Origin of the sequence: Sphingobium sp. YBL2, assembly GCF_000943805.1 — a bacterium.
Classification (GTDB): Bacteria; Pseudomonadota; Alphaproteobacteria; order Sphingomonadales; family Sphingomonadaceae; genus Sphingobium; species Sphingobium fuliginis.
This window is the reverse complement of sequence record NZ_CP010954.1, coordinates 4,078,413-4,092,974: the sequence shown is the minus strand read 5'-3', so window position 1 is coordinate 4,092,974 and position 14,562 is coordinate 4,078,413. Positions and strand designations below refer to the sequence as shown.

Below are 14,562 nucleotides of genomic sequence, written 5' to 3'. Positions count from 1 at the left end.
GATCGGGCACATTAATGTTGTAACCAAGCCACTATGGAAGGCGCAGTGACTCTGCCGGCGCGGGGCCGGGCATGGAAAAGGCATTTCCCCCTTTTCCTGCGCCGCCGCCTTGCCGCGGTGGTGGAGGCGGTGACGCTTGTCCTGTTCCTGGGCATGGCGGGCATCACCTATTTCCTGCTGACGGGACAGGGGCAATCCTACACATTGCTGACCCCGCCCATCGTGGCGTTGCTGCTGGTCGCCAATCTGGTGCCGGCGATTGCGCTGCTGGTGCTGCTGGGACGGCGGGTGGCGAAGCGGCGCGCGGCCCAGTCCGCCATAGGGAGCGACGGGCAGTTGCACGTCCGTCTGGTGGCGATATTCTCCATCGTCGCCAGCGTGCCCATGCTGCTGGTGGTGATCTTCGCCTCCCTGCTGTTCCAATATGGCGTGCAGTTCTGGTTTTCCGACAGCGCGCGGGGCATGCTGCAAAATGCGAGCGACCTGGCGCGGGGCTATTATGAGCAGAACCTGCGCGACGTGCGTGACGAAACCGTCACCATGGCGAGCGACCTGCGCGATTATCTGAGCCAGTCGAAAGTCTCCAGCCCGCGCTTTGCCGAAGGTTATATCTATCAGGTCGTCACGCGGAAGCTGAACCGTTCCGCGATCATCGAGATCGGCAAGGACGGCGTGGCGCGCACGGCGGCGACGGTCGATCCGGAAAGCCGGCCGGCGTCGGAGATGCTGACGCCCGACGTGGTGAAGCGGCTGGAAGCCGGCGAGGATGTGGTGGTCGCCGCCAAGCCCAACCAGATCGAGGCGGTGACGCTGCTCTATCCCAACGCGAAAATCTATCTCTACGCCACCCGCGATTCCGGTTCGACGGCGTTCAGCAATGTCGAGCGGGCGCAGAAGGTGTTGTCGGATTACGACATTTTCGCCGCACAGTCCCGCGCCTTGCAGTTGCGCTTCAACATATTGCTGTTCGTGGGATCGCTGCTGCTGGTGGGCGTGGCGGTCTATATCGCGCTGAAGGTCGCCGACTGGATGGTGCGGCCCGTGAACGAACTGGTCATGGCTGCCCGGCGGATCACGGCGGGCGACCTGTCGGCCCGCGTGACCAGCCCCCAGGCGCGGGATGAGATCGGCACATTGGCCGCCGCGTTCAACCGGATGACGCAGAGGCTGGAAGCGCAGACCGGCGCGCTGGTCGCGGCGAACAGCCAGCTCGATGAACGCCGCGCCTTCATCGAGGCGATCCTGTCGGGCGTGTCGGCCGGCGTGCTGTCGGTGGACCGCGACGGCATCATCCTGCTGCTCAACAGTTCGGCGGCCGCCATATTGGTGCGGGAGGGGGACGATCCGGTGGGCTGTCCGCTGACTGAAGTGTCGCCCGAACTGGCGGCGCTGATCGCTTCGGAGGAGGATGCGGGCATCGTCCAGATCCGCGCCCATGGCGACGTGCGGACGCTGGCGGTCAAGGTTTCGGAGGATGCGTCGCGCCACATCCTGACCTTCGACGACATCACGCAGCAGCTTTCCGACCAGCGGCGGGCGGCATGGTCCGACGTGGCGCGGCGGATCGCGCATGAGATCAAGAACCCGCTGACCCCGATCCAGCTTGCCGCCGAGCGGCTGCAACGCCGCTATGCCGAGGAGGTGACGAGCGACAAGGCCACCTTTACGCGCCTGACGGGCACCATCGTGCGGCAGGTGGGCGACCTGCGGCGGATCGTCGACGAATTCTCCTCCTTCGCGCGCATGCCCAAGCCGGTGTTCCGGCGCGAGCGGATCGACGACATCGCCCGCCACGCGCTGTTCCTGCACGAAGTCGCCCATCCCGATATTCGCTTCGAATATCATTCGATGGATGGCGATGCGGAAATGGTCTGCGACCGCCGGCAATTGGGTCAGGCACTCACCAACATCGTCAAGAACGCCGTCGAGGCGATCGAGCCCAAGCCCGCCGCGGAAGGCGACCATTGGCGCGGGCAGGTGTCCATGACGGTGGAGCATGACGGCGGCAACCTGCTGATCGCGGTGCAGGACAATGGCATCGGCCTGCCGCCGGAACGGGAACGCATATTGGAGCCTTATATGACCACCCGGACCAAGGGCACGGGCCTGGGCCTCGCCATCGTGAAGAAGATTGTCGAGGAGCATATGGGCGAAATCCGCTTCGACGACGCCGATGGCGGGGGGGCGCGCGTGACGTTGCGCTTCCCGGTGGCGGCGCTCGAGAAATTGGAAGAGGGGCAGGTCATCGCCTTGCCCCATGGAAAAACGACTGGAAAAGTGACAGCCAATGGCGCTTGATATTCTGATAGTCGACGATGAGGAGGACATTCGCGATCTGGTCGCGGGCGTCCTGGAGGATGAGGGCTTCACCACCCGCACCGCCGCCAACAGCGACAGCGCGATCGAGGCGCTGGACGCCCGGCGGCCTTCGCTGGTGTTGCTGGACGTGTGGTTGCAGGGATCGAAGCTGGACGGGCTGGAACTGCTGGACGAGATCAAGCGGCGGGATGCGACCATTCCGGTGCTCATGATCTCCGGCCATGGCAATATCGATACCGCCGTGGCCGCCATCCGGAAGGGAGCGGCGGACTTCATCGAAAAGCCGTTCGAGGCGGACCGGCTGCTGCATCTGGTTTCCAGGGCGACCGAGACGGAGCGGCTGCGGCGCGAAAATCAGGTGCTGCGCGCCCGTTTCGGGCAGGATGACGAACTGACCGGCACTTCGGCGGCGATCAATGCCGTCCGCGCCACGATCAAGAAGGTGGCGGGGACGGGCAGCCGGGTGCTGATTTCCGGGCCGGCGGGCGTCGGCAAGGAAGTCGCCGCGCGCATGCTGCATAGCTGGAGCGGGCGGGCGGACGCGCCCTTCATCATCGTCGCCGCCGCGCGGATGGACCCGGATCGTGTCGAGGAAGAGCTGTTCGGCGTCGAGGACCCGAGCGGGCTGGTGCGTCCCGGCTATCTGGAGCAGGCGCATGGCGGCACGCTCTATCTCGACGAAATCGCGGACATGCCGCTTACGACGCAGGCGAAGATCCTGCGCGTGCTGACGGATCAGAGCTTCACCCGCGTCGGCGGGCAGCGGCAGGTAAAGGTGGATGTCCGCGTCATTTCCTCGACCGCGCTCAACCTGGCGACGGAGATCGAGGAGCGGCGTTTCCGCGAGGACCTATTCTACCGGCTCAACGTCGTGCCCCTCATCATCCCGCCGCTGGCCGAGCGCCGGGATGACATTCCACCGCTGGTCGAACATTATCTCGCCCGTTTCGCGGCGGAGCGCCGGGTGCCGCCGCCGGAGATCGCCAGTGACGCTATGGCCGCCTTGCAGGCCAATGAATGGCCGGGCAACGTCCGTCAGCTTCGCAACGTCATCGAGCGGACGATGATCCTGGCGCCGGGCGAGCGGATCGGGCGGATCGAGTTGGACATGCTGCCGGCCGAACTGACGAGCAACGGCGGTTCGGAGGGGATGGGGCAGTCAGCGATCATGGGCGCGCCGCTCCGCGAGGCGCGGGAAAGCTTTGAGCGGGAATATCTGCGCATCCAGATCCGCCGCTTTTCGGGCAATATTTCCCGTACCGCCACCTTCATCGGCATGGAGCGTTCGGCCCTGCACCGGAAGTTGAAGCTGCTGGGAATTACGGATGGCAAGGATGGTTGAGGTAAACTGAACGATCTTCAGCCAAACAGGGCATGGACGGCCCTTCGCAATTGCGGTAGGCTTGCCTCGCTTCCGACAGGCGGGGGCGGGCAAGACACTCTGCTTAAGGGTGCGAGAGCGGGTAACGTCCCGCCAATAAAGGACTGGTGAAGACCATGGCCGACAAAGTGAACAACCTTCAAGACATCTTCCTGAACAGCCTGCGCAAGAGCAAGACGCCCGTGACCATGTTCCTGGTCAAGGGTGTGAAGCTGCAGGGCATCATCACCTGGTTCGACAATTTTTCCGTGCTGCTGCGGCGGGACGGACAGTCGCAGCTGGTGTACAAGCATGCGATTTCGACCGTCATGCCCGCGCAATCCATGGATCTGACCGAATTGCGGAAGGCCAGCGACGGCAATGGCAAGTCGAAGCTGCTCCAGGAAATCTTCCTGAGCGCGGTGCGCAAGTCCGGCAGCCCGGTGACGATGTTCCTGGTGAACGGCGTCATGTTGCAGGGCGAAATCGCCGCCTTCGACCTCTTCTGCATGCTGCTGGAGCGGGACGGCATGGTCCAGCTTGTCTACAAGCATGCGATTTCCACCGTGCAGCCGCTGCACGCGCTGGACCTCACCGGCGAGGGTGAGGGCGAGGATTGAACGCTTTTTCTTGTCCCCGCCCGGTTTCCGATGAAGCCGGCGGGGGCCGGAAGCGTTAAGCCACCATGGCTGTCTTCAACCGAGATTCCGATGACGAGGTGTCGCGCGGCGCGCGCGCCATTGTCGTGCGCGCCGATGTCCATGGTCCGGAACGTCGCGACAGCGATGCGCGGCTGGAGGAGGCGAGGGGCCTTGCCCTTGCCATCGGCATCGACGTGCGCGCGGCGCAGGCCTTCCGCGTGCGCGACCGCAAGCCCGCAACCCTGTTCGGCAGCGGTCAGGTGGACCAGATCGCGACGCTGGCGCGGGCCGAAGAGGCGGAACTGGTCATCGTCGACAATGCGCTCAGCCCCGTGCAGCAGAGCAATCTGGAAAAGGCGACCGAAACCAAGGTCATCGACCGGACCGGCCTGATCCTGGAGATATTCGGTGAGCGCGCCGCGACCAATGAGGGGCGCCTGCAGGTCGAACTGGCGCATCTGGATTACCAGGCTGGGCGGCTGGTGCGAAGCTGGACCCACCTTGAGCGGCAGCGCGGCGGCTTCGGTTTCCTGGGCGGTCCCGGCGAAACGCAGATCGAGGCTGACCGGCGGATGATCCGCGACCGGATGGCGAAGATCAGGCGGGAGCTGGATCAGGTGACGAAGACGCGCGGCCTGCACCGGGCGCGGCGGCAGCGGGCACCCTGGCCGGTGATCGCGCTGGTGGGCTATACCAATGCGGGCAAGTCCACGCTGTTCAACCGGCTGACCGGGGCTGACGTCATGGCGGAGGATTTGCTGTTCGCGACGCTCGATCCCACGATGCGGCAGATCGCCTTGCCGGGACTGGACAAGGCCATTCTTTCCGACACCGTCGGGTTCGTTTCGGACCTGCCGACGCAGTTGATCGCGGCGTTCCGCGCGACGTTGGAGGAAGTGCTGTCGGCCGATCTGATCGTCCACGTCCGCGACATAGCGCATCCCGACAGCGACGCCCAGCGCGACGACGTCATGGACGTGCTGGGCGAGCTTGGCGTCGCGGGGGAAGGGGCTCTGGAAGCGGACGAGGGCGATGAACCGCCGCCGATCATCGAAGCGTGGAACAAGCTGGACCTGCTGGACGAGGATGCGGCGACGCTGGCGCGGGAGACGGCGGCGCGGCGGAACGATGTGGTGATCCTGTCCGCCCTGACCGGCGAAGGAGTCGATGACCTCCAGCGCGCGATCAGCACCCGGTTGACCGCCGGGGCGCAGGTCCATCACTTGCATGTGCCGCTGGCGGACGGTGCGGCGATGGCATGGCTGCACGAACATGGCGAGGTGATCGGCAGCAGGGCGGAGGGCGAGGATATGCTGGTGGATGTCCGGCTGTCCGATTCCGCGCTGGCGCGGTTCCTCAAGCGCCGGGGAAATTAACCTTACTGGACGAAATGCTGGAACCGGGTTCCGGCCTGTCCAGGACCATCTCGCCTATCAGGCCTGTCGCAACTGCCGCTTCGCCTGTTGCCACAGGCCTTCCTTCTCATCGAGCGGGAGCGTGGGGAAATCCTCGCCGGCCAGTCCCTCCATGATGCGGAAACGCTTGTCGAACTTGCCATTGGCGGCGCGCAGGGCGACTTCCGGATCGACTTTCAGATGACGGGCGAGGTTGACCACCGCAAAGAGAAGGTCGCCCACTTCCTCCTCCCGTTCGGCCTGGGTAGTCGCCGCCTGCACCTCGTCCAATTCTTCTTCGATCTTGTCGATGACGCCGCCGATGTCGGGCCAGTCGAACCCCGTGCGGGCTGCGCGTTTCTGAAGCTTTTCGGCGCGGAGCAGGGCAGGCAGCGCAATGGCGACACCTGCCAGCGCGCTTGGATCGGGTTCCTTCTCGGCGCGCTCGGCGGCCTTGATGGCTTCCCATTGGGCATGGCCATCCGTGCGCCCGGTTCCTTCGCCAAAGACGTGGGGATGACGGCGGATCATTTTTTCCGTGATGCCGTCGATGACCTCCTGCAATGTGAAATGGCCGGCCTGCTCCGCCATGCGGCTATGGAAGGCGACCTGCAGCAGCAGATCGCCAAGTTCGTCCCGCAGGGCGGCCATATCGTCGCGCTCTATGGCGTCGGCGACTTCATAGGCTTCCTCGATCGTATAGGGCGCGATGCTGGCGAAGTCCTGTTCGACATCCCAGGGGCAACCGGTGTCAGGATCGCGCAGCCGTGCCATGACTTTGGCGAGCGGCATGATGTCGGCGGGACTCGCCTTGCTGTTGGATGACATGCAGGACTCTGGATCAAGTGGGTGGGATTGAAAGGATGATAGGGTACCGGATGGGCCAAGGCCAGCTTTCGGCAATGAATATCTTAGTTCGATAATAAGGATTATGTTAAATATGTGATGATCCTTGCATCCTCAATCTTCCACTATCCGGCTATGCTGCCGCGTATCGGGCATGCGGATATAGACGATCAGGGAGATGCCGATCATCACCGTCACATAGATGTAGAATGCCTGTTCTGTGCCGATCTGCTTGAACCAGAGCGCGACGAATTCCGCGGTGCCGCCGAACAAGGTGTTGGCCAGCGCATAAGGCAAAGCCACTCCCAATGCGCGGATATGGGCGGGAAACAATTCCGCCTTCACCACCGCGTTTATCGAAGTGTAGCCGGTCACGATCACCAGGCCGGCCATTACGAGCAGCCCCGCCGCCCACGGGTCCTTGGTGACGGCCAGCGTCGCGAAGATGGGATAGGTGCACAGGACGCCGAGCAGGCCGAAGCCGATCATCAGCGGCTTGCGCCCGATGCGGTCGGAAAGCGCCCCCGCGACAGGCTGAAGCAGCATGAAAAGAAAAAGCGTTATGCCATTGATTTGCGATGCTGTTTCCCGGCTGAGCCCGCTGGTGTTGACCAGGAATTTCTGCATGTAGATGGAATAGGCGTAAAAGGCGATCGTGCCGCCTGCCGTCAGCAGCATCACCGTCAGCGTCTCGCGCGGATGCCGGGTCACGAGTTCCATGAATCCGGATTTGGGGGCGCCCTCCGCCTTGGCCACGGCAAAGCTCTGGGTTTCGGCCAGGCCGCGCCGCAGCCAGAAGACGATGGTCGCCAGCGCTCCGCCGATCAGGAACGGAATGCGCCAGCCCCAGGCATCCAATTCGGCCTCGGTCAGCATGGCCTGGAGCGCCAGCAGGACGCAGATGGCGACAAGTTGCCCCGCGATCAGGGTCACATATTGGAAGCTGGAGAAAAAGCCGCGGCGGTTGCGCCCCGCCATTTCGGACAGATAGGTCGCGCTGGCGCCATATTCGCCGCCGATCGACAGTCCCTGCATCAGGCGCGCAAGCACCAACAACAAGGGCGCGGCGACGCCGACGCTATCATAGGAGGGCGTGACGGCGATCAGCAAGGAGCCGGCGCACATCAGGGCCACGGACAGCGTCAGGCCGCTTTTCCGGCCATGGCGATCGGCATAGACGCCCATCAGCCAGGCGCCGATGGGTCGCATCAGAAAGCCCACGGCGAAAATGCCCGCGGCACTCAGCAATTGCGCCGTGCGGTCCTCGCTCGGGAAGAAATGCTGGGCGAAATAGAGGGTGAAGGCGGAATAGGCGTACCAGTCATACCATTCGACCAGATTGCCGGTGGAGCCGCCGATAATGGCCTTCAGGCGCTGACGCTGATCGGGTGCCGCGGTCGATGACGTCATGGGGTCAGCACCATCTCTCCATTTTGCACGGACCAGCTTTTCAGGCGCGACAGCATGTTCATGCCGATCACATTGACCTCTCCGAAAGCCGGGGAAACGACGATGTCGAGATCGCTGGCCCGGATCGGGCCGACCACCAGCGTGGCGATGGTCGAGCGCTTGGCGTCGATCTTGCCGTTGGCGGTCATCATGCTGACGCCGGGCGCGTTCAGGTCGAAGTTCAGGCCGGAACTGCGGGCCGCCTCCACCGACAGGGCGGTGACGCTGGCGCCGCTGTCGATCAGAAAGCGCGTCGGGTTCCCGTTGACCATTCCCTCCACCCAATAATGGCCGTCGGGCGCGACCGGGATTCGCAAGGCCTGCCCCTCCACATGCGCGGACGGCAAGGCAGCCGGCGCGGCATTGGTCGACAATGAAGGGGATTCGTCCCCTGCCCCATATATGCGGCTGGAAAACAGACCGAACTTATCGCCAGCCTTGAACAGCCCGAGGAGGACGGCGAAGATGACGATCCAGAGCATGGCCATGCGCATGAGCCCGCCCATCGGGGCGCGCCGGGCAATCAAGGCCGATCCGACCAGGACAAGCGCCAGCACATACCAGAGACTGGACATTGCCTGATCGCCATCCATCCCTGCCCCGCCCCCTATGTCGCGCCCAGTTCGGCCACCAGTCCGTCATAGCCCGGTTCGACGCCTTCGGGGAGTGTCCGGCGGAGCGTCGCATAATCCATGCTCTGGTCCATATGGATCAATATGGCACGGCGGGGCCTTACGGCCTGCACGGCATCCAGGGTAAGCGCCAGATGCGCGTGGGTCGGATGCGGCTTTTCCCGCAGGGCATCGACAACCCAGATGTCCAGCCCATCGTACAGCGCCAGCATGTCGACCGTTATGTCGTGGAAATCAGTCGCATAGCCAATGGAATGACCATCATGTGTGAAGCGGAAGCCGGTGGAGAATATCTCGCCATGGGGCTGATCCGTGCAGGCGATGCCGATGTCCCCGATGCGCAGGCCATCCGGCAGCGCATGGGGTTCGATCGTCGGATGATAACCGTGACGCCCTTCGAAGGCATAGCCGAAGCGTTCCCGGAGCAGGCGGAGCGTCTGGGGGCGCGCATAGCCGGGCACGGGCGTGCCGCGATGATGGTAAAGCTGACGGACATCGTCCAGGCCGTGGCTGTGGTCGGCATGGTCATGCGTCCACAATATGGCGTCGATCTGCACGACATCGGCCGCCAGCAACTGGGCGCGCATATCCGGTGATGTGTCGATCAGCAGCCGGGTCGTGGGGCTTTCGATCAGGATCGATGCCCGGGTGCGGCGGTTCTTCGGCTCCTGCGGGTCGCATGCGCCCCAGTCATTGCCGATCCGGGGAACGCCCGAAGAGGTGCCGCTGCCCAGGATGGTGAGCTTGAGGCTCATGCCGCCTTGCTGAACAGCTTGCGGAAATTGGCTGAGGTCGCCTCGGCCAGCTGCTCGACACTCTCGCCCCGCAAATTCGCCAGGAAACGGGCAGTGTCCGCCACGAACGCCGGTTCGCAGGGCTTGCCGCGATGGGGAACCGGCGCGAGGAACGGGGAGTCGGTCTCGATCAGCAGGCTTTCGAGCGGCAGGCGGGCGGCCGTTTCCTGCAAATCCCTGGCGTTCCTGAAGGTCACGATACCTGAAATGCTGATAAGGAAACCCAGTTCCATCGCCGCATCGGCAAAGGCGCCGCTGGCGGTGAAACAGTGGATGACCCCGCCATAGGCGCCCTTCCCCATTTCATCGCGCATGATCGCGAGCGTGTCCTCCTCCGCATCGCGGGTGTGGACGATCAGCGGCAGGCCGGTTTCGCGGGAAGCGGCGATGTGGGCGCGGAAGCTGCGTTGCTGCCGCTCGCGGTCGCTATGGTCGTAATAATAATCGAGGCCGGTCTCGCCTATGCCGACGATGCGCGGGTGGGAAGCGCGTTCGACGAGCTTCGCCGTATCGACATGCGGATGCTCGTCCGCCTCATGGGGATGAATGCCGACGGTCGCCCAGACATCGGGTTCGCGCAACGCGGTGTCCAGCACATCGTCCCACTCGCTTTCGCGCGTGGCGATGTTGAGCATCAGGCCGATGCCGGCGCCACGCGCCCGTTCGAGCACATTCTGCTGATCCTCGATCAACCCTTTGTAATTCAAGTGGCAATGGCTGTCGATGAACATGGCCTATGCCTCTTCGACGGGCAGTTCGAGCCGCGGGAAAAGCGGCTTCGGCGGCGTGAGCGTAAAGCTTTGTTCCACGAGCGCCTGATACCACTGAGAGCGGAGACCCTGATAGTTGCGGATATTCGGCGGGATACCCAACTGATCAAGTAGCGCGTTCGCACTCGTCGGGATAACTGGCAAAATGGCTACAGCAAGTTCTCCTATAGCTACATAGAGGACAGCTAGAACTGCTTCCATGCGTGCAGGATCAGTCTTGCGCAACGACCAAGGCGCTTGCGCATCTATGTAGGCGTTGCAAGCAAAGACCGCGCGCATCCAAGATTGAATACCGTCCGAAGGAGCAAGACTTGCAAATTCGCTCTCCAGCGAAACGATCTCCCTGCGAACGGTTGAAAGCAGTTCGATATCTTCGCGCGTTTCAGAACTACCGCCCCAAGGCAGACGGCCTTCGAGATTTTTCGCGATGAAGCTCAGTGTCCGCTGGGCGAGATTGCCGAAACTATTGGCGAGGTCGCTGTTCGAACGGGCGACGATCGCCTCCGCGCTGTAGCTGCCGTCATTGCCGAAGGTGACTTCCGACAGCAGGAAATAGCGAAGCTGGTCCACGCCGAAGCGCTCCGCCAGTTCCATCGGATCGGCCACATTGCCGAGCGACTTCGACATCTTCTCCCCCCGGTTGAGGAGGAAGCCGTGGCCGAACACCTGCTTGGGCAAAGGCAGCCTCGCGCTCATCAGGAAGGCCGGCCAGTAAACGGTATGAAAACGCACGATATCCTTGCCGATGATATGCGTGATGTCGCCCCCTTCGGACCAGTAACGGGCCATGCGTTCGGCATCGTCGGGATAGCCGCAGCCGGTGATGTAATTGGTGAGCGCGTCCACCCACACATACATGACATGGCCGTCGCTGCCCGGCACCTTCACGCCCCAGTCGAAGCTGGTGCGTGACACGCTGAGGTCGGACAGTCCCCCCTCGACGAAGCGCATGATCTCATTGCGGCGGCTGTCGGGCTGGATGAAGTCAGGCTGGCTGGCGTAGAGGTCCAGCAGCTTCTGCTGATAGGCGGACAGGCGGAAGAACCAGCTTTCCTCCACCGTCCATTCCACCGGCGTGCCCTGGGGCGAGAGCTTCTGCCCGCCCTCCCCTTCGGTCAGTTCCTTTTCGTCGTAAAAGGCTTCGTCGCGCACCGAATACCAGCCTTCATACCGGCCGAGATAGAGGTCGCCATTGGCCTCCATCGCCTGCCATATGGCCTGGCTGGCGCGATGGTGATCCGGCTCGCTGGTGCGGATGAAACGATCATAGCTGATATTCAGACCGTCGTTCATCGCCTTGAAATATCCGGACATTTCATCAGCAAGCGCGCGTGGCTCCATGTTCCGGCCGCGGGCGGTCTGGGCCATTTTAAGGCCATGTTCGTCCGTGCCGGTCTGGAAGAAGACGTCGCGGCCCATCATCCGCTGGAAACGGGCGATCGCATCGGTGGCGATCACTTCATAGGCGTGGCCGATATGCGGGCGGCCATTGGGGTAGCTGATGGCGGTCGTGATGGTATAGGGCTTGGACATGGGCCCTCCCTAGCGGGTGTTAGCCCTTGCGCAAAGCCGCTTTTCAGCGGGCAAGGGCCGCAACATGCCCCGCCAGTTCGAAAACCACCGCCCCCGGTTCGAGCGACAGGATGATGGCTCCGCCTGCAAGCTGACGGGCGGCTTCCCAATGGTCCAGCGCCTTGCCGAGATCGTCCCCCTGCCGCTGGCGCGCCGCCGCCGCGATGAAGGCCGGGGCACGCTCCAGAAAGGCCTCATAACGGGGCCGTGCGCTCTTTGATGAAAGCATCTTGGCCAGGATCAGCCGATGGCGATTGCCGGGGTCGCCGTCGGCGGCGATCGCCGCCAGCGAATGCTCGATGTCCGCTATGTTGAGGCCGGCATAGCGCAATGCCTTGCCCGGAGACCCCTCGCCTGCGCGGACCAGCGCCGTCAGTTCGTCCGAAGACAGGCCTGCGTCCGCCTTGTGCAGGATGCTCCGCATGGCATCCTCGCCCAAGCTGTCGAAGCGCAGGGTGCGGCAGCGGGAGCGGATGGTCGGCAGCAGGCGGCCGGGCGCATGGCTGACCAGCAGGAACAGCATGTCGGCTGGCGGCTCTTCCAGATTCTTGAGCAGCGCATTGGCCGCGCCGCGCTCCAGATCGTCGGCGCTATCGATGACGACGATCCGCCGCGAGGACATGGAGGGAGCCGACTGGATCAGGCGCTGCAGGCCCCGGACCTGATCGACCGTGATGTTGCGCGCTGTGCCGCTTTCCCTTTCCAGGCAGAAAAGCTCCGCATAGTCGGGGTGGGCGTCGGCCTCGAACAGACGGCGGATCGGGTGGTCGTGCGGCACGTCCAGCCCGTCGGCCGCGATGGCCGGGCCCGCTGCCTCCGCCAGCAGGCGCAGCGCCATGGCGCGGGCGAAGCTTGCCTTGCCGATGCCGCGTGGGCCGGCCAATATCCAGCCATGGTGCAGGCGGCCGCTTCGCGCCGCGCCGATCAGAGTGCGGGCCTGCCCGTCATGGCCGAGCAGCGGCGTCATGGCAGCAGGTCCTGCAAGGCATGCAGCAGCCTTGCCGTCACGGCTTCGGCTTCGCCAGAGGCATCGACGGTCAGGAAGCGCGCCGGTTCCTGCTGCGCGAACCGATGGAAGGCCGTCGAGACGGCCCGGTGAAAGTCCCTGTCACGCCCACCGATCCTGTCCGCAGCATCCCCATCGCGGGATTGGGCGCGAGCGCTCGCCTCCTCCTCCGCCAGGGTGAGGAAGAGCGTCCGGTCGGGCAGGAAACCGTCGCTGCCGATCCGGTGAAGCGCCAATATGTCCGCGTCGGTCAGCGAACCCATGCCCTGATAGGCCCGGCTGCTGTCCAGGAAGCGGTCGGAAAGCACCCATGCGCCGCGCTCCAGCGCCGGGCGGATCGTCTTTTCGACATGATCGGCACGGGCCGCGGCGAACAGCAGCGCTTCGGCGCGAGGGCTCCAGCGGTCAGCGCCGCCGGTCAGCAGGAGGGCGCGAATGGCCTCCGCCCCTTCGCTGCCGCCGGGTTCGCGGGTTTCCACCACTTCCAGGCCGCGCGCGCGCAGGACCGCGGCAAGCGCGCTCAACTGGGTCGACTTGCCCGCGCCCTCCCCGCCTTCCAGAGAGATGAAGCGCCCCCCTGTCGTCCGGGCGTCTGTCACCCGAAGAACGACTTCAGCCCGTTCCACAGGCGGCCGAAAATGCCGGCTTCGGAGACATCCTCGCCGGCGACCAGCGGCAGGATCTGCGGCGGGGTATCGGGGGTGGAAACGATCAGTTGCGCGATCCTCTGCCCCTTGGCGATGGGCGCCTTGATCGGGCCGGTATAGGCGACCTTGACCGAGATGTTGGACGATGCGGCGCGAGGCAGGGTCACGGCCATGTCCTGCGGCGCCACCAGCGGCACGCTGGTCGCGCTGCCCAGCTGCACTTCGGCGGTCTCGACGGTCTGACCCTTCCTGAACAGCGGCTGCGCCTTCCATGCGCGGAAGCCCCAATCCATGAAGCGCACGGATTCAGCAATCCGCTGATTGAAGCTGGTCAGGCCCGCGACGACCATGACCAGACGACGCCCCTCCTGCTCGGCCGATCCGGTGAAGCCGAAACCCGCTTCCTGGGTATGCCCGGTCTTGAGCCCGTCGGCCCCGGCCACCTTGCCCAATATGGGATTGCGGTTGCCCTGCTCGATGTCCGCGCCGCCCATCGTCTTGCCCCAGGTGAAGCTGCGCGTGGCGTAAAATTTCTTGTAGAGGTTGGGCGTTTCCTCGATCGTCGCTTCGGCCAGCGTCGCCAGGTCGGCGGCGGTGACATAGGTGACGCCTTCGTCCGGCCAGCCATTGCTGGTGCCGAAATTGCTGTTCTTGAGGCCCAGACGCTTCGCCTCCTGATTCATCAGCGCGACGAAGGCCTGCTCGGTCCCGGCGATGCCCTCCGCCAGCACGACGCAGGCATCATTGCCGGAAAGGGTGACGATGCCGTGCAGCAGATTTTCCACCGACACCTGCTCGCCCGGCGACAGGAACATGGTCGAACCGGCCTGCGGGCCATGCCATTGCTGCCAGGTTTCCGGGCGGACGGTGAATTTCTGGTCGAGCTTCAGGTCGCCCTTCTGGATCAGGCGGAAGGCGACATGGGCCGTCATCATCTTCGCCATGGAGGCAGGCGGCATCCGCGTGTCGCCACCCTTGTTATAGAGCACCGCGCCTGACGACAGGTCCTTCATATAGGCGATCGGCGCTTCGCTGCTATAGGGGGGCGCGGCGGCGGTCAGCGGCGTGGAGAGCAACCCGACGAACAGGAGGGCGGCGATGGACTTCTTCATGCAGGATTGCCTTCGGACTG

General features: G+C 64.1%; 13 protein-coding genes. 4 read left to right on the top strand and 9 right to left on the bottom strand.

Translation table 11 applies throughout. From position 1 onward, the window contains the following. Positions 1 to 33: 33 nt before the first annotated feature. The 4 genes from TZ53_RS18835 (at position 34) to hflX (ending at position 5,696) form a co-directional block, all read left to right on the top strand. Positions 34 to 2,298, top strand: coding sequence for a HAMP domain-containing histidine kinase (locus TZ53_RS18835; RefSeq protein WP_044662333.1), 2,265 nt, complete (start codon positions 34 to 36; stop codon positions 2,296 to 2,298). Continuing rightward, the gene (gene ntrX / locus TZ53_RS18830) at positions 2,288 to 3,661 is read left to right on the top strand and encodes a nitrogen assimilation response regulator NtrX (protein ID WP_044662332.1); all 1,374 of its coding nucleotides are present in this window, start codon (positions 2,288 to 2,290) and stop codon (positions 3,659 to 3,661) included. The genes TZ53_RS18835 and ntrX overlap by 11 nt, the downstream gene beginning before the upstream one ends. 155 nt (positions 3,662 to 3,816) lie before the next feature. Next, positions 3,817 to 4,299, top strand: a complete 483-nt coding sequence (gene hfq, locus TZ53_RS18825) for an RNA chaperone Hfq (protein WP_025548924.1) — start codon at positions 3,817 to 3,819, stop codon at positions 4,297 to 4,299. Between the two features lie 65 nt (positions 4,300 to 4,364). Continuing rightward, positions 4,365 to 5,696, top strand: coding sequence for a GTPase HflX (gene hflX / locus TZ53_RS18820; RefSeq protein ID WP_044662331.1), 1,332 nt, complete (start codon positions 4,365 to 4,367; stop codon positions 5,694 to 5,696). A gap of 57 nt (positions 5,697 to 5,753) precedes the next feature. Here the strand turns inward: hflX and mazG are convergent, their stop codons facing one another. The 9 genes from mazG to TZ53_RS18775 all read right to left on the bottom strand — a co-directional run bounded on the left by mazG (position 5,754) and on the right by TZ53_RS18775 (position 14,542). Beyond that, a complete protein-coding gene (gene mazG, locus TZ53_RS18815) occupies positions 5,754 to 6,542 on the bottom strand; it encodes a nucleoside triphosphate pyrophosphohydrolase (RefSeq protein WP_044662330.1) in 789 nt (262 codons plus the stop codon). 132 nt (positions 6,543 to 6,674) lie between these two features. Continuing rightward, positions 6,675 to 7,970, bottom strand: coding sequence for an MFS transporter (locus tag TZ53_RS18810; protein ID WP_044662329.1), 1,296 nt, complete (start codon positions 7,968 to 7,970; stop codon positions 6,675 to 6,677). Beyond that, positions 7,967 to 8,602: a retropepsin-like aspartic protease family protein gene (locus tag TZ53_RS18805; protein ID WP_044662328.1), complete on the bottom strand. Its 636-nt coding sequence runs from the start codon at positions 8,600 to 8,602 to the stop codon at positions 7,967 to 7,969. The genes TZ53_RS18810 and TZ53_RS18805 overlap by 4 nt, the downstream gene beginning before the upstream one ends. Positions 8,603 to 8,616: 14 nt before the next feature. Continuing rightward, positions 8,617 to 9,396, bottom strand: a complete 780-nt coding sequence (locus TZ53_RS18800) for an MBL fold metallo-hydrolase (protein WP_044662327.1) — start codon at positions 9,394 to 9,396, stop codon at positions 8,617 to 8,619. Next, on the bottom strand, positions 9,393 to 10,166 hold the full coding sequence (locus tag TZ53_RS18795) for a TatD family hydrolase (protein ID WP_044662326.1): 774 nt from the start codon (positions 10,164 to 10,166) through the stop codon (positions 9,393 to 9,395). Before TZ53_RS18795 ends, TZ53_RS18800 begins: the two co-directional genes overlap by 4 nt. A gap of 3 nt (positions 10,167 to 10,169) precedes the next feature. Next, a complete protein-coding gene (metG, locus tag TZ53_RS18790; protein ID WP_044662325.1) occupies positions 10,170 to 11,738 on the bottom strand; it encodes a methionine--tRNA ligase in 1,569 nt (522 codons plus the stop codon). Between the two features lie 43 nt (positions 11,739 to 11,781). Beyond that, the gene (locus tag TZ53_RS18785; RefSeq protein ID WP_044662324.1) at positions 11,782 to 12,744 is read right to left on the bottom strand and encodes an AAA family ATPase; all 963 of its coding nucleotides are present in this window, start codon (positions 12,742 to 12,744) and stop codon (positions 11,782 to 11,784) included. Further along, a complete protein-coding gene (gene tmk, locus TZ53_RS18780; RefSeq protein ID WP_044662323.1) occupies positions 12,741 to 13,382 on the bottom strand; it encodes a dTMP kinase in 642 nt (213 codons plus the stop codon). The genes TZ53_RS18785 and tmk overlap by 4 nt, the downstream gene beginning before the upstream one ends. Next, positions 13,379 to 14,542: a D-alanyl-D-alanine carboxypeptidase family protein gene (locus TZ53_RS18775; RefSeq protein ID WP_044662322.1), complete on the bottom strand. Its 1,164-nt coding sequence runs from the start codon at positions 14,540 to 14,542 to the stop codon at positions 13,379 to 13,381. The genes tmk and TZ53_RS18775 overlap by 4 nt, the downstream gene beginning before the upstream one ends. Positions 14,543 to 14,562 lie beyond the last annotated feature (20 nt).